Here is a 16,684-nt window from a genome sequence, read left to right as displayed (position 1 = left end):
ACTCTTACCCGGGGAGGTCTGATGGATACGTGAAGTAGCCTTCATAACCTACTTAGTGATAAGTAGCTGAGCCATCAGAAGTCAGCAGAGGTCATAGTACGAATTGGTCTAGAACAATTCGGAAGGACTGAACAATTAAGAGAGAATAGCCCTTTGCATTCAGTGTGTCATGTTGAACACAGAAAACGTAGTACCTCACTTGAGGAAGGAAACGGTGAATCCCGTGGGGGACCTCTTGGAGGGTGGAGTGACCACTGGCATAAGAAGATAAGCTATTCACGGAAGGAAGAATAACAATGCTTTTGAATCAAATCCTGTCACGGGAGAATATGCTTTTAGCTTTACAAAGAGTAGAAAAGAACAAAGGTAGCCATGGAGTAGATATGATGCCCGTACAAAACCTACGTCAGCACATAGTCGAAAACTGGATATCCATTAAAGAAGCAATTCTCAAGGGTACCTATGAACCAATGCCTGTTCGAAGAGTCGAAATCCCGAAACCTGATGGCGGTGTTCGGTTACTAGGTATTCCAACCGTAACAGACCGTTTGATTCAACAAGCAATTGCCCAAGTATTATCGAGGATATATGACCCTATGTTCTCCGAACATAGTTATGGGTTTCGTTCAAATCGAAGTGCTCATGACGCAGTTAGGAAAGCAAAAGGCTATATCAGAGATGGTTATAGATGGGTAGTAGACATGGATTTAGAAAAGTTCTTCGATCGAGTGAATCATGACAGGCTGATGAGTACATTAGCCAAGACTATTAAAGAAAAGCCACTATTGAAGCTAATCCGCAAATATCTACAAGCTGGTGTCATGATTAATGGTGTGGTATCTAGGACAGAAGAAGGGACGCCGCAAGGTGGCCCCCTAAGCCCTTTACTTTCGAATATTGTACTAGATGAACTAGACAAAGAATTAGAGAAAAGAGGGCATAAATTTGTTCGTTATGCCGATGACTGTAATATTTACGTGAAGTCAAAACGGGCTGGTGAAAGAACCATGGCTAGTGTCAAACGATTTATTGAGGGAAAACTTCGTCTAAAAGTCAACGAGAAGAAATCTGCGGTTGACCGACCATGGAAACGAAAGTTTCTAGGATTTAGTTTTACACCTTCAAAAGAGCCAAAAGTTCGGATTGCCAAGCAAAGTCTAAAACGAATGAAGAAAAAGGTGCGAGAAATCACGTCAAGAAAAATACCATACCCAATGGAATATCGGATTAAGAAACTTAACCAATATCTACTTGGATGGTGTGGATATTTTGCATTAGCAGACACAAAGAGTATCTTTGAAGATTTGGATGGCTGGATTCGACGAAGACTCCGGATGTGTTTATGGAAAAACTGGAAGACCTCAAAGACCAGGATACGCAACCTCATAAAACTAGGAGTTCCTGAATGGAAAGCTTATGAATGGGGGAACAGTCGCAAAGGTTATTGGCGAATCTCAAAAAGTCCCATATTACACAGAACCCTTGGAAACTCCTATTGGAGTAACCAAGGGCTTAAAAGTCTACAGAAACGTTATGAATTCTTGCGTCATTTATCTTGATTGAACCGCCGTATACGGAACCGTACGTACGGTGGTGTGAGAGGACGGGGGTTAATCACCATAGCCATCAAGTTAAGAATTTGATCTTTTTTCAGCGCCAAAAACATGGTATCCTTTCTAACGAAAATCATCGTTGGAAAGGATTATTTTTTGATGGAAAAAAAGATGAAGGCATGGATAAAAACGATTCGTCAACTCTTCTCCTATGAAGAACTGACTCGTCTGGCACGGAAAGTCGGATTCATTCAGCGGCAGCGTTCATTAACAGCGGAAGCCTTTCTGACGCTATGTGCTTGGGGAGACGGATCGCTCGCCTGTCAGTCGCTTCAGCGGTTGTGTGCCGATTTGGCGCTCTGGCATGATTGCTCTCTCTCGAATGAAGGACTGAATCAGCGGTTTACGCCTCGTGCCGTGGCGTTTTTAAAAGAGGTCTTTTTTACTCTCCTGATGCATCAACGTCCGGCACTCTCTTCCATCACCGAAACGTATCGCGCTTGTTTCACCCGTCTGCGGATCTTAGACTCTACCAGTTTTTTACTTCCGACCGACTATGGTGAGGACTATCAAGGTTCGGTTTCATCTGGCGCCAAAATCCAATTTGAGTATGAGCTGTTATCGGGAACCTGTCTTCAGCTGTGCGTCCAACAGGCCAATGATTCCGATGCCCGTTTTGCTTATCATACCCAGCACACGATTTTACCGAATGACCTTTGCATTCGGGATCTGGGGTTTTTTTCACTCGCCACGCTGGCGGAGATTGATGCTCGAGGTGCTTATTATATTACCCGGTTGCGTTCCGATATCAAAGTCTATATCAAGCAGGACGGGGAGTGGCACGAATGGGATTGGGAATCGATAGGAAATCGATTGGGCGAGGGGGAAGCCGTGGAAGTGGAACACGTGTATATCGGACACCAACGCCTGTATGTTCCGCGTCTGATTTTTCGCCGTCTCACGGCGGAAGAATGGGAAAAACGGCTGGCGTACGTGCGGAAAAAGGAAAAAAAGAAAGGGAAGGCGCTGTCACGCCAAACCCTTGAACAAAAGAAATATCACATCTTACTGACCAATTTACCACAAGAATCGTTTGATGCGCAACAAGTTTATGAGCTGTATTCGCTGCGCTGGCAAGTGGAGCTGTTATTTAAGGGCTGGAAATCCTTATTTGATCTTGACCGTGTCAAAAAGATGAAGAAGGAACGATTCGAATGCCACTTATATGGGACATTGATTGCCATTTTAGTCACGCAGACTCTTCTGTTCCAAGCCCGAAGGTATTGGCATCAACGGGAGGGAATCGAGATCAGTGAATGGAAAGCGCTTAATATCCTCCAATCGTATTGGCATCGGTTTCTTTTGCATCCCCAAGCGATGGAAACCGCCCTTCCATCTCTCCTGTCTCTGTTAAGGAAACACGCGAGGAAAGACCGAAGGAAAGGAGAGGAAACGGTATCGGATCTTTTAAAGAAATTGGGGATATGGTAGTGTGGGTCATGGATATAATTGCCAAATAACCCTCTTCTTGAGGGTTATTTGGCATGCCCAGCATTTGGTTTTCTCTTCATCCTTTGATTGATTTTTCGAACATGCGTATCATCCTAAAAAATTTTATACCGCTAACTTGACGGGTATGGGGTTAATCACCCCCTCCTACTCGATTATTTCGTTATATCATCCCTTGTATCTTCTTTTAGCGGCAAAGTAATCCGAACTTGGGTGCCTATTTTGAGCTTGCTTTCAATCGCAATTTCTCCGCCAAAAGATTCAATGATACGTTTACATACGACCAGGCCGAGCCCTGTTCCATTTTCTTTCGATGTAAAAAAAGGGGTAAAAATCTTTTCCAAGTTTTCTTGAGAGATCCCCTCTCCGTTATCGGCGATCGTAATCAAACAAGAACGGCTTGCTTTCGTGACGGTTAATTGGAGAATTCCCCCATCTTTCATCGCCTCAAGAGCATTTTTGGTTAAATTTAAGAGCACTTGCTTCATCTGATCCACCGTGCAGTATAGAATCGCAGGCTCATCTGGAAGTGAATACTCATATTGAACGTTGTATAAGTTTGCTTCTGAATAAATCAATGGATTCAAATCAACAATAATGTCACGAATATCGGTGTACGACATTTTTTGAACCGTCGGCTTTCCTAAAATAAGAAATTCGCTGACAATTTGATTGATGCGGGCAATTTCTTTATTAATAACCGAAAAATAAAAACGATCCGTTTGATCTTGATATTTCTCGCTTAAAAGCTGAACAAGCCCTTTAATTCCAGTTAAAGGATTTCGAATTTCATGAGCAATGCCGGCTGCAAGCGTTCCTATCAATTCCAGTTTTTGAGCCTCGATTTGAACCCGTTCCAGTTTCGTTTGTCTTTTGAGCATAAAATATTTAAAGACAAGGAAAAGAATATGAAAAAAATAAACGGAATGATAGCAAATAAGATGGTTGAACGAATCACATCCCGATAATAACGGTTGTCTGCCGTAAGAACAATATTCCAAGGCAATTGCTCAAGCGGATAACGAATCTTATTTTCTGTATCGTTATTTTTCGGTGGTTTGTTGACAGTAAAAATGGTCTTTCCTTTTGAATTCTCAAATGATATAGCCTGATCGGGAGTCAATTGTTTCATGATATTTCTTATATAATCGACTTGTATATGGGCTACCAGCACCGCTATGACTTTATTATTCGACAAAATGGGAGAAGCGGCTGCAATAACATGCTGATTATCAATCTTTTCTTGATGATCGGATACGACCGTATGTTTGGTTAAAAGAACTTCTCGAAAGTAGTCCATATATCTAAAATTATAGTGTTTTAACAAGTCGTTTGTTCCGGTGACCACGTTGCCTTTTAAATCTAGAATATACATTCCTCCATAACGCGGATCCTGGTTTTGAGTCTTTTTTAAGATCATTTTGACCGAATCCAAATCATTCAGCATCGGATCCAGACTATAAGCTAAAATGTTTAATCCCGTGATCGTTTCCCCTATAAATTGATCGATTTGGTTTTGATGAATGGAGGCGATCCATTCAATATGTTGACGATAATTGTCTCTTTCATTGTCTAATAAAATACGGTAGAACAGCATGATGGTTAGAATACTTGGTACCACTACAACCCAAAAATAAATCCATTTTTGTTTTTTCTTGTTTTTTCGCATCAAAATTCGCCCTTACTATTATGGTTCCCGCAGATTCGTGATTCAATGTTTCTGCGATGTTGAAATCTACTTTATTATATCAGAAACTTTGAAATGAGAAGTGCTAGAAAAAAACCTTTGGGAAAAAGTCAAAATGAGAGAAAATCAATCGTTTAATGTTGTTTTCCCTTTAAAATGATCGAAAAAAAGTAATTTGAATATAAACATCTTTTAATAGGAGCAAACGTTTAAAATTGACAAGGGTGAAATCATTCTTATGGGATAAGTATAAAACTGAAGGAGTGGTCGTGTTTTTACAAGATTTCTGCATGAATTTGATGAGACCTTTTGACAGACGAAAGATTGGAAAGCGGCTTATATTTTAAAAAGCAGAAGAGAACCGGAAATGGTTTGCGAGCATTCATGGACGATTTTATTTGCCAGAGAAGACGTCAAAAATGGCGCTTTCAACGGTCTGCAGTGATTTTCTGATTGAAAAATAAAAAATTGGCATGACCACTTTGTTTATTCATCCAAAGTCTAAGTAATATAATGTTGATATGCAGGAAGGAATTTTGATCAATATTGCGAAACCTCATGGCCAAAGAATGGAAAGATTATGTTACAATGAGGAAAAAGTCTTGTCTGGACAAATGTTGCAAACGTTAATAGGTGATGGTGCGGTGGCATTGGTGAAAATCTGTTTTGTATAAAAGAAAAACAGATGATATCAGCAATGGGGACATGGCCGAAATTCAACAAGTACAAATAGACCAAGCTGCTGGCCATCATGATGATTGGACAGTGATTGAGCCGCAAAGAATGCAGAATTTATGAATAGAAGGAACTGATTGAGAAAATGGAAGAAAAAAACATACAAATGTCCTTGAAACTATTTGTTGTACTGTCAAGAGCATATAAAGTCGTCAATGAAGAAACGAATGAATGGATTTATCAAAATGGGTTAAATCCTACGGAATTTGGCGTATTGGAATTGTTGTATCATAAAGGCCCGCAACCGTTGCAGCAAATTGGAAGCAAAATTTTGCTGGCGAGCGGCAGTATTACTTATGTAGTAGACAAATTAGAAAAAAAGGGGTTGGTAGAGCGGGTTGCATGCCCTACCGATCGCAGGGTGACATATGCTGCCATTACGGAAAAAGGAAGGGCCGTTATTGAAGAGATATTTCCGAAACATGCTGAAAACATTCATTCACTGATGAGCGTTCTGGACGACGAGGAGAAAGAAACGGCTATCCGTTTATTAAAAAAAATTGGACTTGCCGTGAAGGATTTATCCACATAGAACCCATATTTTCTATAGGAAAATTCTTCATTCCGTCTGTTCGCTCTTTCATTCGCATCAAAAAGACTTTTATGCGATTCTATGATCCTTCTGGCTTGCTGTAAAGTAAAAAAAGAGGCTGACACGGAGAATACGGCTTTGTGGGGTTAAATCTATTTAATAGACCGTATCCTCTTTTAGTGTCTGCCTCTTTTCATTCAAGGCCAATATCAGTTTGCAGTAATGACGATGTGATCATTTTCCAGCATGGCTTTTAAATGTTTTACATCCGGATGGTCCAACATATAATCGGCAATCGGATCTTCTAAATGTTCTTGAATGACTCGGCGCAACGGACGGGCGCCAAACTCTGGATGATAGCCGAGTTCAGCTAGTTTCATTTTTGCTTCAGGCGTTACTTCGATCGTCATTTCTTGTTCTTTTAATGATTCGTTTAATTCCGCCAACATCAAATCGACAATCTTCTTCAATTCTTCTTTTTCTAAAGGTTTAAACTCAATAATGCTGTCAAAACGATTGAGGAATTCTGGTTTAAAGTAATTTTTCAACGAATCCAGCACGGAACTTTCGCTTTTGTCATTTCTTTTTTCAAATCCAACCGTAATCGTTTTAACCGATTGTCCTGCGTTGCTTGTTGCGATAATAACGGTGTCTTTAAAGCTTACAGTTCGTCCTTGACTATCTGTCAAGCGACCATCTTCTAAAATTTGCAAGAACATATGTTGAACGTCTGGATGGGCTTTTTCGATTTCGTCCAACAAAATGATGCTGTATGGATTACGACGAACTTTTTCTGTTAATTGACCAGCTTCTTCATGACCTACATAGCCAGGAGGAGAACCGATCAATTTTGACACGCTGTGTTTTTCCATATATTCACTCATATCGAGACGAATCATGGCATCTTTTGAACCGAACAATTCTTCGGCAAGCGTTTTGCTTAATTCCGTTTTCCCAACTCCGGTAGGACCGACGAACAAGAAAGAGCCAATAGGTCGATTTTTCGCTTTAAGGCCGGCGCGGCTTCTTTTGATGGCTTTCGCCACTTTTTTGACTGCTTCATCTTGGCCGATGACTTTTTTCGCTAAGTTTTCTTCTAAATGTTTCATTTTTTCTTGTTCATCTTGCTGTAATTTGCCGACCGGAATTCCCGTTTTCTTTTCAATAATCTCTTGTATATGAGCGACAGTGACGACCGGACGAATGTTTGAATCCGCCTCGCTGTTCAGTTGTTTTTCAAGGCTGGCTTCTTCGTCTCTTAATTTAGCAGCCAGTTCATAGCGTTCTTCTTGTAAAGCTTTTTCTTTTTCTTTCACTATTTGGTTCAACCGCGCTTGAATGGCGTCTTTATCGTTTGTCGTAATGGTTAAGTTCAATTTGGAACCAGCTTCGTCCATTAAATCAATGGCTTTGTCTGGCAAGAATCGGTCTTGGATATAACGATGTGATAAATGGACGCAGGCTGCTAACGCATCATCCGTGTATTGGACGCCATGGTAATCCTCATAACGTTTCTTCAAACCTTTCAGTATTTCCAAAGCTTTTTCCGGTGCTGGTTCATCCACTTGAACCGGTTGGAAGCGGCGTTCCAAAGCAGCATCCTTTTCAATTTGTCGATATTCTTTCAATGTGGTGGCACCGATCACTTGCAATTCTCCACGTGCGAGCGCCGGTTTCAAAATATTTCCGGCATCCATAGACCCTTCAGCGGATCCGGCTCCCACTAAAAGATGAATTTCGTCGATGAAGAGTATAATATTTTTTCTTTTTTGCAGTTCTGCAATTAATTGTTTCATTCTTTGCTCAAATTGTCCGCGAATTCCTGTATTCGCGACGAGTGAAGCGACATCCAGCAAATATACTTCTTTATTTTTCAATTTGGAAGGAACGGAGCCTTCGGCGATTTTCAGAGCCAACCCTTCGGCGATTGCCGTTTTTCCGACACCTGGTTCACCGATCAGAACCGGATTGTTTTTATTTCTTCTATTTAAAATTTCAATCACACGGTTGATTTCTTCGTCGCGGCCAATAACAGGATCGATGATGCCGGCTCTTGCTGCATTTGTTAAGTTGCGGCCAAACTGGTCAAGAAAACTGTTGCCGTTTCCGGCTTGTTTTGGCTGTGCTTGGTATGGAAAAGCGTTTAGCGTTCCGTTTTCAAATGGAGGTTGTTCCCCGAAGCCTTTAAAGAAATCGTCGAACGGAAATCCACCAAAATTCATGAACATAGGCATCCCTCCTTGCAATTGAGCGATCGATTGTTTTTCTTTCTCATAACATTCTTCGCAAAAATGGTAATCTTTCGATTGTCCATTGATTTGCAAATGAAGGCTTATATTGGCAGGTTTTTGATGGCATTTTTCACAGAGCATTTATTTCAACCTCCTTAAAAGGTTTTGACTTTGACTAACTTTGACTTTTAAGGTGCTCGTAAACAGCAGATGAATTTAAAAGGATCATCTGTTAGTGTCAACTGATTTTCGTCAAAGATCATCGAGAAAGTTTGACTAACTTTGACCTTTCGCTTTTATTATAGTCTGACCATTTTTGACTTTCAAGTGTTTTGATGAAATTTTTTTGTTCTTTTTTAAAAAATTTTTTTCTCACCCTCACGAAGTGATTTTCTTAAAATAAAATTTTTTGCTTTCCGCTTATGAAAGGGGATGGTTTCACATACATATGGACAGAGGGGAAAGAATTGGGGGAGTATTCGTGAAGGCTTTTTATGGCGCTCTTCAAATTGCGTTTGTTTACGTAGGAACAGTGATTGGAGCGGGATTTGCAACGGGAAAGGAAATCGTGGAGTTTTTTACTCAGTTTGGATTCATTGGGTTCCTCGGAATCATGGTAAGCGGCTATTTGTTTATTGTTATGGGAACGAAGACGATGAGAGTATCGATCAAGTTAAAAGCTCAATCTTATGAAGAATTAAATGAATATTTATTTGGCAAAAAACTTGCTTTCTTTTTTAATATGGCCATGCTGTTCATGTTAATCTGTGTATCCGGCGTTATGCTAGCTGGGGCTGGAGCGCTTTTTGAGGAACAATTAGGATTATCGAAGCAATTGGGGATTTGGTTGACGATTTTTGGAGGGGTTATTGTGATCATCAATGGAACGAAAGGACTATTGGCTGTCAATTCATTTGTTGTTCCGCTGATGATCACTTTTAACCTTATTGTGTTTTTGGTTTCATCCCAAACACCGGAATTTTTTTCTTCTCTTTTTTCGTCAGCTTCTTCCGATATTAGTATTCAATCCATAGTAAGTCCTTTCGCTTATACGGCTTTTAATTTGGCTCTTGCTCAAGCAGTATTAGTTCCTGTTGCCGCAGAGATCAATGACGAAAGAACCATCCGATGGGGGGGAATCATTGGAGGATTATTTTTGACGATCATTCTCCTTTCCAGCCACTTTGTTTTGTTGCAGCTTCCTGACGTAACTAGCTTGGAAATACCGATGGCAAGCGTTATGAATAACGTCGCCTATGGAATTTCAGGCATTTATTTATGTATTATTTATGGAGAAATTTTTACTTCGATTATCGGAAATATATATGGATTGGAAAGACAATTGAGTCATTACTGGCCAATTCAGCCTATTCTTCTTTATATCAGCGTTTTTTTGATTGCTTTTTGCTTAAGCCAGCTTCATTACGGGCGATTGTTATCCTTTCTTTATCCATTATTCGGATACTTTAGTTTTTTGTTCTTCTTTCTTCTTTGGGTAAAGCCTATCAAATAATGGGAGCGGGATTTCTCTGCTATGGGATAAAACGTCGAAAGAAAAAGATTAAATGGTGATAAATGAAATGAGAGAGGGGAGAGGCAGAGGGAAGGGAAGCGATGATCAGCTTCCCTAAAGAAAGTTATTTCACTTGAATGGTATCCGCCATTTTTAAAAAGGCATCTGAATATGAGCTGTCTTTGTCATCATAAATGGTAATCTTTATCGGCTGGGTGCTCGATGGTATCACATAAGCAGTGACCACTGCATCTTGAGTGCTAGTCCGATAGGCGGTAGCATTTTTAAACGTGCTTGTATTTGGCGGCGAAATCGTTTTTACCTCATCATTAATAGCTTTCAACTGATCGAAAGCCGATTGTTTAAATGTATCCCAATTTTGGGTTTTTTGCATTAATTCAATTCGCATAAACAGCTGGTCTTTGTCTTTAAAGTACACAACGTCTTTGTATGGTTCTTCGGCTGTTAGTTCATAGTGGGGAAGAACATACATGGAAAACCCTTGGTTGTCGCTTTCTTCCAATACAGCTGTATCGGTTTTGTTTTGTCCGCCTATGGAATATTGAATTTTTTTCTCGAATGGGCGGACGGTTCCAGATTGTGTACTGTCTTTGGATTGTGAGCTATCCTTAGGTTGAACGCTGTCATTGGTTGAAACCTTTTTTTCAGTCTGATTGTTTGAGGAATCGTTTGCTTTCGCTGATTCCTGTTCACTTTGCTTGTTTTCTGAGCTGGCGGTATTTTGATTTTCGCTTTCTTGATTGGATTCGTTTGATTGAACGGCTTGTTTTGCAGTGTCCTTATGCTCTTTTGTTTCGACAGTATTAGATGATGCCTGGTTTTCGTTTTCAGATGTTTTTTCATTCGTTCCGCATCCGGCTAAACTGAGAGTTGACAATAATGCCAATGCAAGAACAGTGTTGGTCCAACTTTTCATGCCATTTCCTCCTCTTTCCTTTTGTTGTATAACCGGCAATGCATTGAGATTGGCATCAGGGAATAAGCATTGAGAACAGGAAATCTCAATGAATATACATTGCCTGTTTCTGCTTCTGATTCTATTTTAAAGGAAATCTGCTTCAAATGATTTACAATTTCTTTTCAAATTCGGTTCAAAATCCTTTTTTTGTAAAGCCGAAACTGAAAAAAGATATACTGGGCTTTCTCCGAGTAGAAGTTTCTATAGATGTCAAACCTTCGATGTGAGAGCATGGACCTATTTTTGTACGATCGTATAATTTTTATGGTTGACCACTGTTTTTTCTTCTAAATCCAACTCTCTGAAGTTTTCCATATAAGTTAAATCCACAATCACCGAATTTTCGTTCACCTTCTCGACGATCCCCCTCAATCCGCCTTTAAACTCAATGATATTTCCTACTTCTGCTTTGATCATAACCCTCTCTCCTTTGAATTATAGTCCGAAATAAGTCACTCATAGGACGGAGTACAAATTTTGCATAAGACGCGATTAAACAACAGCAAGCCCGCATTCCTGCTTGCAAGATGTGGAAAATAATTAATAATAGTTTGCCCTATAAGAATCAAAAGGTAAAGTCTTTTTACATAAAAATGTATAATTTTTCAATAATCTTTTTTATAGCATTTTGAAAGCAATAGTCTTATAATAATTTTTGTTTGAAAATCGCTATTTTCGAAGGAGATCTTTCTTTTTCTCAAAACATGGAAACATCGTCGGCTGGCTTGGATAATGAATTCCAAAAATGAAAAGTTCACTCTAAAATCATCATGACTACGAACGTATAGCTGTACTGTGCGCATTGATGATTTTGCTGTCTTGGTGTTTTTTTGAACTTTAAAAGATGATCGAACCTATTGCGCTCGCTTTCTAGCTTAAAGACCATATTCGGATTTGGCAGATAAGCACGAATAGGGGGGAATCTCTTGAAAGAAGAAGAAATACAATCCATTTTGGACAAATTGAAAAACGAGGAAATTCACGAGTTTTTAGTGAAAAAAGAGGATTTTATGCAGTTTCGCTCCCATCTTGTTAAGCGGCCGGATTTCAAACATTTTCGTGGAGTGGCCCAAAGAGGGGGAGATGTGCTGTTTTATTATGATAAAGAACCTCGAAAGTAAATGTCTTTAAAAATATTTAATAAGGAGTATACGATCATCCGGTTCTCCTTTTTGGGCTGCCATTTGACCGGCGATTTTCCACAAAAAGCCCCTGCCTTTAAGGATGGAAGCACCGAAGAATGTCCCACGTTGGTAACTTTTCCTATCATTTGATTCGAACAAGTTGTTAGAAAGCCATCGTTAATAAAAGTTTCATATAATTATCAAATATTGTAAAAACATATATAAATTCACAATGTCATTGATTGTAAAATTATCAATAATATAGTAATCTATTGTAGATGAAAGACTTCGATTTTTCTGGGGATAAAATTCGAAATGTGGTGACGAAATGTGAATACTAACCGTTCCCCGGCTATACTCATCCAGTTAATTGAAGAAAAAAGAATCGCGATGATTGCGGTCGGGATTGAAAAAGGGTTAAACAGTGAAGAGACAATAAAATTAAGCAAAGAACTTGATCTGTTATTAAATGAATACGATAAACAATTTGCGATTTCAAAATCCTAGACTTCTTTCATAGGGTCTATTTTTTTTATATTCTTTGAAAGAAAAATGAAGAGAAGTCTTCTTTGATGACGGCACTTGCAAAAAGAGAGAAAGCGCTAAGTTAACCCTTTAAATCCAATGTGATTTGCATAACAGAATGAAATAGTCCGAATTCTTTACAGAAATCCAAAAGAAATAAGATTTCTTTCTTTAAGATATAATAGAAATGACACACTTTCTTTATTGTCACTATCCGGTTTTCCATGATATTCTTTCATGGGGGAATTGCATTGAGTTTTCATGTGGTATAGACCAGTATTGACGAATGAAGAAAGATTCGTTAATGTATTGATGACGAAAAAGTAAAGGAGACGATGATAAATGGTGCAAAAACAATTTACCGTTATTGATGAAACAGGAATCCATGCTCGTCCAGCAACTAAATTAGTACAAACTGCAAGCAAATTTTCTAGCGATGTTCAGCTTGAATATAATGGCAAAAAAGTGAACTTGAAATCCATCATGGGTGTTATGGCGCTAGGAATCGGAAAAGGCGCCCAAATAACGATTTCCGCTGAAGGAAGCGATGAAGCGGATGCGTTGAAAACGATTGAAGAAACTATGAAAAAAGAAGGTTTGGCAGAATAATGTCGACGATTTTAAAAGGAATCGCAGCATCAAACGGGATTGCAATTGCGAAAGCATACCGTTTAGTGGAACCCGACTTAAAAGTAGAAAGAAAAGACATTCAGAATTCTGAAGAAGAAACCAAACGTTTTGAAGAAGCAATCCGTCAATCTCAAAGCGAGCTTGAAACGATTCGGGATCATGCCAAAAAAGAATTGGGCGAAGAAAAAGCAGCCATTTTTGAAGCTCATCTTCTTGTATTAAGCGATCCTGAGATGACAGGTTCTATTAAAGATAAAATCAAAAATGAAAAAGTCAATGCTGAATTTGCTTTAAAAGAAACAGCTGATATGTTTGTTTCCATGTTTGAAAACATGGATAACGAATATATGAAAGAACGGGCAGCTGACATTAGAGATGTAACGAAGCGTGTTCTTGCTCATTTATTAGGAGTGGAACTTCCGAATCCTAGCTTGATTGCGGAAGAAGTAATCATAGTAGCAGAAGATTTAACTCCTTCTGATACTGCTCAATTGAACCGACAATTTGTTAAAGGTTTTACGACCGATGTAGGGGGAAGAACTTCTCACTCCGCTATCATGTCGCGTTCAATGGAAATTCCTGCTGTTGTGGGGACAAAGGAAGCGACAAAAGAAATCCAAAATGGCGATTTAGTGATCGTTGACGGCATCAATGGAGAGGTTCATGTCAATCCTGTTCCTGAAGTCATTGAATCCTATAAAGACAAAGCGGAACAATTTGCTAAGGAAAAAGCAGAATGGGCCAAATTGAAGAATGAAAAAACATACTCCAGCGATGGCCATCAAGTCGAACTGGTCGCCAATATTGGAACGCCGAAAGATATAGAAGGCGTTATCAATAATGGAGGAGAAGGAGTTGGCTTGTTCCGTACTGAATTTCTGTATATGGGACGAGATCAACTGCCGTCCGAAGACGAACAATTCGAAGCTTATAAAACGGTATTGGAAGGCTTAAACGGAAAGCCAGTCGTTGTCCGCACACTTGATATTGGCGGAGATAAAGAACTTCCATATTTAAATCTTCCAAAAGAAATGAACCCGTTCCTAGGTTTCCGGGCTATTCGCTTATGCTTGGAAGATCAAGATCTGTTCCGCACACAGCTTCGGGCATTGTTGCGCGCCAGCGTTTACGGTAATCTGAAAATTATGTTCCCTATGATTGCAACCATTAATGAGTTTCGTGAAGCAAAAGCTATTTTAGAAGAAGAAAAAGAAAAATTGATTCAGGATGGAACGAAAGTTTCGGATTCAATTGAAGTCGGCATTATGGTGGAAATTCCGTCCACGGCTGTAATGGCAGATCAATTTGCAAAAGAAGTGGACTTTTTCAGCATAGGAACGAACGATTTAATTCAATATACGCTGGCAGCAGACCGTATGAATGAACGCATATCCTATTTGTATCAACCATACAATCCGGCGATTTTACGGCTTGTGAAAATGGTCATCGATGCCGCTCATAAAGAAGGTAAATGGGCAGGAATGTGTGGAGAAATGGCAGGAGATGAGACGGCCATTCCGCTCTTGCTCGGTCTTGGTCTTGATGAATTCTCCATGAGTGCCACATCCATTCTAAAAGCTCGATCTCTTATTAAAAAGTTAAATCGATCCGAAATGGAACAATTGGCTTCTGAAGCATTGAATAAAAGAACTACTGCTGAAGTAGTAGAACTTGTTGAAAAAGCAGTGTCTTCTCAATATAGCCATTAAGATGTATAAATTCTTAATCAGGGGTAAAAATGTTAAATGCCACACGAATACTCAACTTAGATCTTTATTCTCATTTCCCCCTTTATGGAGGCTGGAGTTTTAAAAAGTTCCAGCCTCTTTTTTGGTGGTTGGAGGGAATAAACGTTTGGTGTTGTTCTGCCAATTTCATGGCATTTCGGATCGACTTTGTGATTAGACGGTAATGAAGCGAAAAAAATGCAAGAAAATTTTGCATGTTTTATAATAAAAGTACTTTGGTTAAAGGAGCATTCCTGTAATGAGGAAATTTGAGGTTTGATAAAAAAAAGTCCCCTTGGTATAGTACAGGGTGTCAATGCGCGTTGACCCCGAATTTCAATAAACCAAGGAGGACTCAAAATGAATTATACACAAAATCAAAAAATCTCTCAAATTACACCATCAACTCTCATTGTAGGTATTGATGTAGCTAAAGAAAAGCACGTTGCCCGTTTTCAAGATGACCGAGGCTTAGAATTTGGCAAGAGATTGATCTTTGAAAATCGTATACACGGCTTTCAAACCTTATTAGATTGGGTTAATCATATTCAAAAAGAAAATCATAAGGACCACGTGATTTTTGGAATGGAGCCAACAGGTCATTATTGGCTAAATCTTGCTTACTTTCTTAAGGCAAAAGGATATGATGTAGTGCTAGTGAATCCCATGCACGTCAAAAAAAGTAAAGAGCTTGATGACAATTCGCCTACAAAAAACGATACAAAAGATGCTCGTGTCATTGCACAGTTAATGAAAGATGGGCGATACTCCGTACCGAACCTATTAGAGGGCGTATACGCTGAACTAAGGGAAGGCGTCAAATTACGAGATCAGCTCATCAAACAGCTTATGATCATTGAAGGGCGGATTGAAAACGTCATTCAGCGCTTTTTCCCAGAGTTTTTCGATGTGTTTGGAGATTGGAAAGGTAAAGCAGCCTTTTATACCTTGCGCATGTTTCCATTTCCCTCTCATATTCAAAAGTTGTCACCAGAAGAAGTGCTGCAAAAATGGAAACCGTATGTACAGCGTGGGGTTGGGCTGAAACGAGCAACCCGACTCGTAGAAGTAGCGAAAAAGAGCGTTGGGATTGAGACAGGAATCCAGTTCGCAAAAAGAGAATTGGATTGCCTATTGGATCAATATGAGCTTTACAAGAAACAGTTAGCACAACTAGATGAAGAACTAGAAGGTGTTGTTGAAAGCATACCAGGTGCGAAACAAATGACCAATATCCCGGGACTTAGTTACACTACCATTGCTTTGTTCTTTGCGGAAGTAGGAGATTTAACCAAGTACAATCATCCGCAACAATTAGTCAATCTGGCAGGGCTTTCTTTAAGAGAACACAGTTCAGGAAAGTATAAAGGGCAAACACGCATAACCAAAAGGGGTCGAAGACGTTTACGAAAAGCATTATACCTGGCCATTCGACCATTGGTTGCCCATAATCCTGTATTTAAAGCCTTGCATCATTACTATACCAATCGGCCAGACAGGCCGTTAAAAAAACAACAGTCTCTGATTGCCTTGTGTTGTAAATTATTACGTGTGTTATTTGCCATTGGTAAGAAACAGTGTGAGTTTGATGGATTAAAGCTATTAAAGGGATTACCTCAAATAAAAGCATTACAGGCTGCATAAAAGCTTTCAAACGACTTGTTATTCTGACAAACACCAATAGTGCAGAGTTGGAGTATATTTTCACCATTCGGGCATTAGACCCTGTAAAGGAGCATATCCAACCTCCACCTCATGGGTACGCAGGACGAAGGAATGTGTGGATCTTAAAATCCAGTGATACATGGGAGGGTGAGCGACCATGAGAAGTGTGGAGACTTCTTGCACGGTCATACATGATATTACAGATATTGTAAATCTGTATTATAGGATGCACCTTACCATGTAAATATATTGAATAAATACAAGTAATATCCAC

14 protein-coding genes and 1 pseudogene are annotated in these 16,684 nt (G+C 39.4%); 10 read left to right on the top strand and 5 right to left on the bottom strand.

The window, feature by feature from the left end; translation table 11 throughout:
* Positions 1-296: 296 nt before the first annotated feature.
* Both ltrA and N1I86_RS03115 read left to right on the top strand, forming a co-directional pair.
* A complete protein-coding gene (gene ltrA, locus N1I86_RS03120) occupies positions 297-1,559 on the top strand; it encodes a group II intron reverse transcriptase/maturase (RefSeq protein WP_003354109.1) in 1,263 nt (420 codons plus the stop codon).
* 153 nt (positions 1,560-1,712) lie between these two features.
* Positions 1,713-3,044, top strand: coding sequence for an IS4 family transposase (locus tag N1I86_RS03115; protein WP_341094487.1), 1,332 nt, complete (start codon positions 1,713-1,715; stop codon positions 3,042-3,044).
* A gap of 173 nt (positions 3,045-3,217) precedes the next feature.
* Here the strand turns inward: N1I86_RS03115 and N1I86_RS03110 are convergent.
* Positions 3,218-3,973: pseudogene (locus N1I86_RS03110) on the bottom strand (ATP-binding protein); the annotation flags it as partial.
* Entirely contained in the window at positions 3,883-4,659 is a 777-nt protein-coding gene (locus N1I86_RS03105; RefSeq protein ID WP_445662270.1) for a cache domain-containing protein, read from the bottom strand. The gene N1I86_RS03105 and the pseudogene N1I86_RS03110, both read right to left, overlap by 91 nt.
* Positions 4,660-5,415: 756 nt before the next feature.
* On the opposite strand from N1I86_RS03105, the gene N1I86_RS03100 reads away from it, so the two are divergent.
* Positions 5,416-5,547, top strand: coding sequence for a hypothetical protein (locus tag N1I86_RS03100; protein WP_261794228.1), 132 nt, complete (start codon positions 5,416-5,418; stop codon positions 5,545-5,547).
* A gap of 22 nt (positions 5,548-5,569) precedes the next feature.
* Positions 5,570-6,016, top strand: a complete 447-nt coding sequence (locus N1I86_RS03095) for a MarR family winged helix-turn-helix transcriptional regulator (protein ID WP_003354359.1) — start codon at positions 5,570-5,572, stop codon at positions 6,014-6,016.
* Positions 6,017-6,225: 209 nt separating this feature from the next.
* Here the strand turns inward: N1I86_RS03095 and N1I86_RS03090 are convergent, their stop codons facing one another.
* Entirely contained in the window at positions 6,226-8,388 is a 2,163-nt protein-coding gene (locus tag N1I86_RS03090; protein WP_341094889.1) for an ATP-dependent Clp protease ATP-binding subunit, read from the bottom strand.
* 340 nt (positions 8,389-8,728) lie between these two features.
* On the opposite strand from N1I86_RS03090, the gene N1I86_RS03085 reads away from it, so the two are divergent.
* The gene (locus N1I86_RS03085) at positions 8,729-9,760 is read left to right on the top strand and encodes a YkvI family membrane protein (protein ID WP_048624413.1); all 1,032 of its coding nucleotides are present in this window, start codon (positions 8,729-8,731) and stop codon (positions 9,758-9,760) included.
* Between the two features lie 124 nt (positions 9,761-9,884).
* Here the strand turns inward: N1I86_RS03085 and N1I86_RS03080 are convergent, their stop codons facing one another.
* Both N1I86_RS03080 and N1I86_RS03075 read right to left on the bottom strand, forming a co-directional pair.
* Positions 9,885-10,697, bottom strand: a complete 813-nt coding sequence (locus N1I86_RS03080) for a hypothetical protein (protein ID WP_341094885.1) — start codon at positions 10,695-10,697, stop codon at positions 9,885-9,887.
* A 279-nt stretch (positions 10,698-10,976) separates the two neighbouring features.
* Positions 10,977-11,156 carry a YkvS family protein gene (locus N1I86_RS03075; RefSeq protein WP_003354364.1) on the bottom strand — a complete coding sequence of 60 codons (180 nt, stop codon included), beginning with the start codon at positions 11,154-11,156 and terminating at the stop codon, positions 10,977-10,979.
* Positions 11,157-11,665: 509 nt separating this feature from the next.
* Here N1I86_RS03075 and N1I86_RS03070 point away from each other — a divergent pair.
* The 5 genes from N1I86_RS03070 to N1I86_RS03050 all read left to right on the top strand — a co-directional run bounded on the left by N1I86_RS03070 (position 11,666) and on the right by N1I86_RS03050 (position 16,389).
* Positions 11,666-11,860 carry a hypothetical protein gene (locus N1I86_RS03070; RefSeq protein WP_003354365.1) on the top strand — a complete coding sequence of 65 codons (195 nt, stop codon included), beginning with the start codon at positions 11,666-11,668 and terminating at the stop codon, positions 11,858-11,860.
* A 333-nt stretch (positions 11,861-12,193) separates the two neighbouring features.
* Positions 12,194-12,370, top strand: a complete 177-nt coding sequence (locus N1I86_RS03065) for an aspartyl-phosphate phosphatase Spo0E family protein (RefSeq protein WP_234395482.1) — start codon at positions 12,194-12,196, stop codon at positions 12,368-12,370.
* Positions 12,371-12,730: 360 nt separating this feature from the next.
* Positions 12,731-12,997, top strand: coding sequence for a phosphocarrier protein HPr (locus tag N1I86_RS03060; RefSeq protein WP_003354366.1), 267 nt, complete (start codon positions 12,731-12,733; stop codon positions 12,995-12,997).
* Entirely contained in the window at positions 12,997-14,727 is a 1,731-nt protein-coding gene (gene ptsP, locus N1I86_RS03055) for a phosphoenolpyruvate--protein phosphotransferase (RefSeq protein WP_270583467.1), read from the top strand. Before N1I86_RS03060 ends, ptsP begins: the two co-directional genes overlap by 1 nt.
* A gap of 378 nt (positions 14,728-15,105) precedes the next feature.
* Positions 15,106-16,389: an IS110 family transposase gene (locus N1I86_RS03050; protein ID WP_048622726.1), complete on the top strand. Its 1,284-nt coding sequence runs from the start codon at positions 15,106-15,108 to the stop codon at positions 16,387-16,389.
* Positions 16,390-16,684 lie beyond the last annotated feature (295 nt).

Origin of the sequence: Bacillus sp. FSL W8-0116, from assembly GCF_038003825.1 — a bacterium.
Lineage (GTDB): Bacteria > Bacillota > Bacilli > Bacillales > DSM-4216 > Bacillus_O > Bacillus_O smithii.
This window is presented reverse-complemented; position numbering and strand designations above follow the sequence as displayed.